The organism is Actinophytocola sp. (assembly GCF_045807065.1).
GTDB lineage: Bacteria > Actinomycetota > Actinomycetes > Mycobacteriales > Pseudonocardiaceae > Actinophytocola.
The window spans coordinates 1-5,777 of record NZ_JBJMIE010000384.1; the positions used below are offsets into that span (position 1 = coordinate 1).

Sequence of the window (5,777 nt, forward strand, 5' to 3'; positions counted from 1 at the left end):
CGAGGCGTTGCCGCCGTTGTGGCCCGGGTCCAGCACGACCACGGTGTCCGCGGCCCGGAGTCGCACGGGGAGCACGTCGTACGGACCGAGGTCGCCGTCGAGGATCCATCGGTCGCCGCTGGTGAGGCGGTGTTGCGTCGCCGTCCACAGGTCTGTGGGCAGCGGGGTCAGGTCGGGTGGCCAGAATTGCTTGTCCAGCTCGATGACCGGCAGGTCCAGTGACGCGCCGAGGCGGGCCGCGAGCGTCGTCTTGCCCGCGCCGCCGCGTCCCAGCACCACGATCCGCCGCACGTCAGCCCAGGTAGGCCAGGATGCCGGTCGCGATGGCGGCCGCGTAGGACTGGCGACCGGCCGGGGTGGTGAAGGCCGCGGCCTCCGTCGCGTTGCGCATGTTGCCGCACTCGACCAGTACCGCGGGCCGCTCGGACAGGTTCAGGCCGCCCAGGTCGTCGCGGGGGGACAGGCCGTTCGAGCCGATGTAGGTGGACGTCGGGAAGCCGGCCGCCACCATCTTGTCCCGCATCGTCGTGGCCAGGGTCATCGACGGCTGGCCCTGGGCGTCGTTCAGCGGCGGGGACGAGTACGCCACGTGGAAGCCGTGTGCCGACGCGGCGGTGGAGCCGTCCGCGTGGATCGAGACCACGGCCGCGGCGCCCGACTGGTTGCCGATGGCCGCGCGTTGGTCCACGCAGGGGCCCACGCCGGTGTCGTCCTGCCTGGTCATGATCACCTGGACGCCCTGCGCGGTCAGGAGGTCCCGGACGCGCATCGCGACGTCCCAGGTGAACTCGTGCTCCGGGTAGCCGGCGTTGGTGGCGGTGCCGGTGGTGTTGCACGGCTTCGTCCGGCCCCTGCCCGCGGGCACCGGACGGTTGATCTCCGTCGGGTGCGAGGCGTTGCCGCCGTTGTGGCCCGGGTCCAGCACGACGACCTGCTTCGGCTTCGCCGGGGGAGCCGACGGAGTGGTGAGCGGCGGCGCGGTGGCGCTCGGGTGGGGAGCCGGCGTCGACGTCGGCGAGGGCGAACCCGCCGGGGAGGACGACCCGGCCGGGGAGGACGACCCCGCGGGGGAAGGCGAGCCCGCCGTGGCGCCGCCACAGCCGACCAGCGCAGCCAGCGCGACCAGGCACATCACCGCGAGTACAGGTCTCCGCACGTCGCTCACCCTGCCACACGCCGCGCCGACTACGCTGGAAGGTAACCGACGAGAGGGAACCGCGATGCAACCCGGTGGTGGCATGCCCGACATGCAGCAGATCCTGCAGCAGGCCCAGCAGATGCAGGAACAGCTGATGTCCGCCCAGGAGGAGCTGGCCAACGCGGAGGCAACGGGGTCGGCGGGCGGTGGCCTGGTCACCGCGGTCGTCTCGGGCACCGGTGAGCTGAAGTCGCTGGTGATCGACCCCAAGGCCGTGGACCCCGACGACGTGGAGACGCTGGCCGACCTGGTGGTCGCGGCCGTGCGGGACGCCAGCGGCAAGGCGAACAAGCTCGCCAGCGAGGCGATGGGTCCGCTGGCGGGTGGGCTCGGCGGCGGCGGGCTCGGCATCCCGGGCCTGTAGAGCATGTACGAAGGACCGGTCCAGGACCTGATCGACGAGCTGGGACGGCTTCCGGGCGTCGGTCCGAAGAGCGCGCAGCGCATCGCCTTCCACATCCTCGGTTCCGACCCCGCCGACATCGTCCGGCTGCAGCAGGCGCTGCAGAAGGTCAAGGACGGGGTGGTCTTCTGCGACATCTGCGGCAACGTCTCCGAGCAGCCCACCTGCCGCATCTGCCGCGACGCGCGCCGCGACCCCAGCTCGGTCTGCGTGGTCGAGGAGCCGAAGGACGTGCTGGCCATCGAGCGGACCCGCGAGTTCAAGGGGCGCTACCACGTGCTGGGCGGCGCCCTGGACCCGTTGTCCGGCATCGGGCCGGACCAGCTGCGCGTGCGTGAGCTGCTGCAACGCATCTCCGCGCAGGAGGTGACCGAGGTCATCCTCGCCACCGACCCCAACACCGAGGGTGAGGCGACGGCCACCTACCTGGTGCGCATGCTGCGGGACTTCCCGGGCCTCACGGTCACCCGCCTCGCGTCGGGCCTGCCGATGGGCGGTGACCTGGAGTTCGCCGACGAGCTGACCCTGGGCCGGGCCCTCACCGGTCGCCGCGCCGTGTGAGCCTGGCCGACGAGATCCTGGCCGCGCCGGCCCGGTTGGGCATGGTGCGGCTGGTGGCCGTCGACGGCCCGTCCGGCTCGGGCAAGTCCTCCTTCGCCGACCGGCTCCACGCGGACCTGCCGGACTCGGTTCTGGTCCGCACCGACGACTTCGCCACCTGGGACGACCCGGTCTCCTGGTGGCCGCGCCTGGTCGAGGGCGTGCTCACGCCGCTGTCGCGGGGCCGCCCGGGGCGCTACCGGCGTACCGAGTGGTCCGGCGGCCGCCCTTACCCCGGTGGGCACGTGACCGTGCCGGTGTCACAGGTCCTGCTGGTGGAAGGCGTGTCCGCCGGTCGCCGCTCGGTCCGCCCCCGGTTGTCCCACCTGGTCTGGTGCGAGCACCCCGACCCGGTCGAACGGCTGGCCCGCGCGGTCGCGCGGGACGGGGAGGAGTGCCGGCAACACCTGTTGAGCTGGCAGGCTTTCGAGGCCGGTTGGTTCACCGTGGACGGTACCCGGGACGCCGCCCAAACACGGACAGTGATGATCTAGAACACTTCGGTCGCCAAAAGGCAACCGTGTGTTCCCGGATCGTAACCTCTCCCAGTTAGTCCTCGGCTGAGGTAAGGGTTAGTGTCTGCGACCAAATGCTGGGACCGATCGAGCCCTGGAGGTTGCCGACATGCCCAACCCGTCGTTGGTGTGCCCCCGACAGGTCGTGGCATGACTCCACCGCTCGAGACCACCGAGTCGACCGCGGAGGCCCCACCGGAAGTCACACTGCAGGGCGCCGGCCAGAAGGCCATCGAGGGCCGTTCTCTCAGCCAGATCGCCTGGTTACGGCTCAAGCGTGACAAGGTCGCCATCACCGGCGGCATCGTGATCGTCTTCCTGATCCTGGTCGCGGTCCTGGCGCCGCTGATCGTCAAGGTGATCGGCCACCCACCGAACGACTTCCACTACGACCAGGTCAACCCCGACACCTCGCTGCCGTACAAGAGCGTGGGCGGCATCAGCTGGGAGTACCCGTTCGGCGTCGAGCCGATCAACGGGCGCGACCTGTTCAGCCGGACCATCTACGGCGCCCAGGTCTCCCTGCTCATCGCGTTCCTCGCGACGCTGCTCTCGGTCGTCATCGGCGTGGTGATGGGCGTGATCGCCGGTTACTTCGGCGGCTGGGTGGACGCGGTGATCAGCCGGCTGATGGACATCTTCCTGGCGTTCCCGCTGCTGCTGTTCGCCCTGGCGCTCGTCGGCGCCATGCCGGGCGAGCTGCTCGGGCTGAAGGGCTACTGGCTGCGGGTGGCGATCATCGTGTTCGTCATCGGCTTCTTCAACTGGCCCTACATCGGTCGAATAGTCCGTGGGCAGGCCATGTCGCTGCGGGAGCGCGAGTTCGTCGACGCCGCGCGCAGCCTCGGTGCCCGCTCCCCGTACATCCTGGTCAAGGAGCTGCTGCCCAACCTCGTCGCGCCGATCCTGGTGTACTCGACGCTGCTGATCCCGACCAACATCCTGTTCGAGGCCGCGCTGTCGTTCCTCGGCGTCGGCGTGCCGGCGCCGACGGCCACCTGGGGCGGCATGCTCAACCAGGCCACCAAGTGGTACACGGTCGACCCCGAGTTCATGTTCCCGCCGGGCTTGGCGATCTTCGTGACCGTGCTGGCCTTCAACCTGTTCGGCGACGGGCTGCGTGACGCGCTCGATCCACGGGGGCGGCGGTAGGCCCACCAACAGCTTGTCGACCGTCGGGGAGTCAACCGGCTCCGACCAACAAAAAGGGTGCATCTGGATATGAGGAAAACGAGAGTTACCGCGGTCGCCGCAGGCGCGGCGCTCGCACTGGCTCTGTCGGCCTGCGGAAGCGGCGGCGACAAGGACGGCGACGGCGGGAGCACCAGCGAACCCGCGTTCAACGCCGGGGTCGGCCACGTCTACAACCCGTCCGACACCAAGGGCGGCACGTTGAAGATGGCCAACGACGCCGACTGGGACTCCCTCGACGGCGGCGACATGTACTACGGCTACGGCTGGAACTTCAGCCGGCTGTACCTGCGGTCGCTCGTGACGTTCAAGTCGGCGCCGGGCGCCGAGGCCAACCAGCTGGTGCCCGACCTCGCGGAGAGCCTCGGCAAGGCGAGCTCGGACGCCAAGACGTGGACCTACAAGCTGCGCAAGGGCCTCAAGTACGAGGACGGCACCCCGATCACGTCGAAGGACGTCAAGTACGCGGTCGCGCGGTCGCTGGACAAGGACATCCTGGTCAACGGCCCGACGTACTTCGGTGACTTCCTCGACCTGCAGGGCTACGCCGGCCCGTACAAGGACCACGACCTCACGATGGCCAACTTCAAGGCCGTCGAGACGCCGGACGACCAGACGATCGTCTTCCACCTGGCCAAGCCGTTCGCCGGGTTCGACTACCTGGCGATGCTGCCGGCCACCGCGCCGGTGCCGCCGGCCAAGGACACGGGCACGAAGTACAAGGAGCACGTGGTCTCGTCCGGGCCGTACATGTTCAAGACCAACGAGCTCGGCAAGACCTTCACGCTGGTCCGCAACCCGAACTTCGACCCGAAGACGGACCCGGACACCGGCCGCAAGAGCCTGCCGGACGAGATCGACGTCGACCTGAACGTCAACCAGGCCGACATCGACAAGCGGCTGCTGAACGGTGACCTCGACGTCGCCGTCTCCGGCCTCGGTGTCACCGCGGAGACCCGCGCGCAGCTCGTCAACGACCCGAACCAGAAGAAGTTCGCGGACACCTCGGCGCAGGCCCGCACCTGGTTCACCGCGATGAACTCCGACGTCGCGCCGTTCGACAACGAGCACTGCCGCAAGGCGGTCATGTACGCGGCCGACAAGGAGGGCTACCTCCGGGCCTACGGTGGCGCCAACGGCGGCGAGATCGCGACCAACATGATGCCGAAGATGATCCCGGGCTGGAAGCAGATCGACCTCTACGAGGCGAAGTCCAAGCCCAACGGCGACATCGACAAGGCCAAGCAGGAGCTGAAGGCGTGCGGCAAGCCCGACGGGTTCAGCACCAACATCTCCTACCGCGCTGAGCGTGACGCGGAGAAGGCGACCGCCGAGGCGCTGCAGCAGTCGCTCGACAAGATCGGCATCAAGACCGAGCTGAAGGCCTACCCGCAGACCGACTACGGCAAGCTGTACGCCGGTAACGTCGACTTCTCCAAGAACAACGGCCTGGGCCTGAAGGTCTACGGCTGGGGTGCGGACTGGAACGAGGGCTTCGGCTTCCTCAGCCAGATCGTCGACAGCCGGGTCATCCGGGCGGCCGGTAACACCAACTTCGGCGTCAAGGACCCGAAGATCGACCAGATGCTCGACAACGCGCTGGCCGAGCTCGACGAGGGCAAGCGCAACGCCCTCTGGGCCGACATCGACGAGCAGACGATGAAGGACGCCTACTACCTGCCCGGTGTGTGGGCCAAGACGCTCTTCTACCGCCCGGAGCGGCTGACGAACGTGTTCATCAGCGACGCGTACAACATGTACGACTACACGACGCTCGGCGTGCAGAAGTAGCCCTGGAAGTAGGTGAAGGCGCCGGCTGACCGGTGGGCCGCGGGTGTCGAACCCGCGGCCCTCCGGTCGCCACAGCCCC

General features: G+C 69.0%; 6 protein-coding genes and 1 pseudogene. 5 read left to right on the forward strand and 2 right to left on the reverse strand.

Features of this window, described 5'->3' with window-relative positions; genetic code table 11:
• Together ACJ73U_RS22345 and ACJ73U_RS22350 are read right to left on the reverse strand one after the other, a co-directional pair.
• Positions 1 to 291, reverse strand: a pseudogene (locus ACJ73U_RS22345) (hypothetical protein); the annotation flags it as partial.
• 1 nt (position 292) lies between these two features.
• A complete protein-coding gene (locus ACJ73U_RS22350) occupies positions 293 to 1,156 on the reverse strand; it encodes an N-acetylmuramoyl-L-alanine amidase (protein ID WP_407779631.1) in 864 nt (287 codons plus the stop codon).
• 64 nt (positions 1,157 to 1,220) lie between these two features.
• Here ACJ73U_RS22350 and ACJ73U_RS22355 point away from each other — a divergent pair, with 64 nt between their 5' ends.
• The 5 genes from ACJ73U_RS22355 to ACJ73U_RS22375 all read left to right on the forward strand — a co-directional run bounded on the left by ACJ73U_RS22355 (position 1,221) and on the right by ACJ73U_RS22375 (position 5,698).
• On the forward strand, positions 1,221 to 1,562 hold the full coding sequence (locus ACJ73U_RS22355) for a YbaB/EbfC family nucleoid-associated protein (RefSeq protein WP_407779632.1): 342 nt from the start codon (positions 1,221 to 1,223) through the stop codon (positions 1,560 to 1,562).
• 3 nt (positions 1,563 to 1,565) lie between these two features.
• Positions 1,566 to 2,162, forward strand: a complete 597-nt coding sequence (gene recR, locus ACJ73U_RS22360; RefSeq protein WP_407779633.1) for a recombination mediator RecR — start codon at positions 1,566 to 1,568, stop codon at positions 2,160 to 2,162.
• 41 nt (positions 2,163 to 2,203) lie between these two features.
• On the forward strand, positions 2,204 to 2,695 hold the full coding sequence (locus tag ACJ73U_RS22365) for a uridine kinase (RefSeq protein WP_407779636.1): 492 nt from the start codon (positions 2,204 to 2,206) through the stop codon (positions 2,693 to 2,695).
• Positions 2,696 to 2,866: 171 nt separating this feature from the next.
• Entirely contained in the window at positions 2,867 to 3,868 is a 1,002-nt protein-coding gene (locus ACJ73U_RS22370) for an ABC transporter permease (RefSeq protein ID WP_407779634.1), read from the forward strand.
• Between the two features lie 69 nt (positions 3,869 to 3,937).
• Positions 3,938 to 5,698 carry an ABC transporter substrate-binding protein gene (locus ACJ73U_RS22375; protein ID WP_407779635.1) on the forward strand — a complete coding sequence of 587 codons (1,761 nt, stop codon included), beginning with the start codon at positions 3,938 to 3,940 and terminating at the stop codon, positions 5,696 to 5,698.
• The last annotated feature ends 79 nt before the right edge of the window (positions 5,699 to 5,777 follow it).

What these genes read in the sequence shown, in the direction of transcription:
- ACJ73U_RS22355 (WP_407779632.1), top strand. Translation starts at nt 1,221, where the DNA reads ATGCAACCCGGTGGTGGCATGCCCGACATGCAGCAGATCCTGCAGCAG.
- recR (WP_407779633.1), top strand. Translation starts at nt 1,566, where the DNA reads ATGTACGAAGGACCGGTCCAGGACCTGATCGACGAGCTGGGACGGCTT.
- ACJ73U_RS22365 (WP_407779636.1), top strand. Translation starts at nt 2,204, where the DNA reads ATGGTGCGGCTGGTGGCCGTCGACGGCCCGTCCGGCTCGGGCAAGTCC.
- ACJ73U_RS22370 (WP_407779634.1), top strand. Translation starts at nt 2,867, where the DNA reads ATGACTCCACCGCTCGAGACCACCGAGTCGACCGCGGAGGCCCCACCG.
- ACJ73U_RS22375 (WP_407779635.1), top strand. Translation starts at nt 3,938, where the DNA reads ATGAGGAAAACGAGAGTTACCGCGGTCGCCGCAGGCGCGGCGCTCGCA.